The organism is Actinoalloteichus spitiensis RMV-1378 (genome assembly GCF_000239155.1).
GTDB classification, from domain to species: domain Bacteria; phylum Actinomycetota; class Actinomycetes; order Mycobacteriales; family Pseudonocardiaceae; genus Actinoalloteichus_B; species Actinoalloteichus_B spitiensis.
Genome location: NZ_AGVX02000618.1, coordinates 1 through 800, shown reverse-complemented (window position 1 = coordinate 800; position 800 = coordinate 1). Strand labels below are relative to the sequence as shown.

The window sequence follows — 800 nt, the reverse complement described above, 5'->3', positions numbered from 1 at the left end:
GCCAAGTCCGGCGGGCGCCGCCCTCGGGGTTGACGTGGAGGGCCGGGAGCTGGCGCTCGGGGAACCCCGTGCCATCCGCGCCGCCTGCCCGGAGCCTTCCGGCGCCGCTGACGGGCCTCCTCCCCGCTGCCGTCACTCTTCAGGGGGTACACGGGCCGCGTGAGGGCGTCGATAGAGGGCGTGTCGGGCGACCATCGTCCCTGTTGCCCCCTGCCGAAGGACCTGGCCCGTGCGTGCACTCCTCCTGGCGGCCGTCGTCGCCGCGCTGTCCACCGCCGTCGTCTCCACCACCGAGGAGCCGAGGAAGGAGGGGGGCGCCGTCGCGGAGATCAGCCCGGTGGAACCCGGGGCACGCATCGTGGGAGGCGTCGAGGGCGAGGAGGACTACCACTTCGTGGTCTCGATCCAGCGTCCGGCTGAGGGCAAGGACCACTGGTGCGCCGGGGCGCTCGTGCATCCGGAGTGGGTGCTCACCACGGCGCACTGCATCCAGGGCGACCTCACCGCCTACACCGCCAGGGTGGGGACGAACCACCGTTCGGAGGGCGGCAGCCACGAGCGGGTCGTCGAGATGGTGGCCCATCCGGACTGGAACGGCCACACCGGGGACATCGCGCTGTTCCGGTTGGCCCGCCCGGTGCCGGCGCCGACGCTGCCGCTGGCCGCGCGACGGCCTCCCGAGGGCGCGACGGTCCGGGTACTGGGCTGGGGCAAGACCTGCGGCACCTTCGAGTGCTCCTGGGAGTACCCGGAGCTGTTGCGGCAGCTCGACGTTCCCGTGGCCGCCGCCGCCGGCTGCC

Annotated in this window: 1 protein-coding gene; it reads left to right on the top strand. The window is 73.9% G+C overall.

Annotation, left to right across the window (positions count from 1 at the left end):
* Positions 1-229: 229 nt before the first annotated feature.
* Positions 230-800, top strand: a 571-nt coding sequence (locus tag ACTIDRAF_RS30640; protein WP_016701013.1) for a S1 family peptidase, incomplete at its 3' end; no start/stop codon positions are given.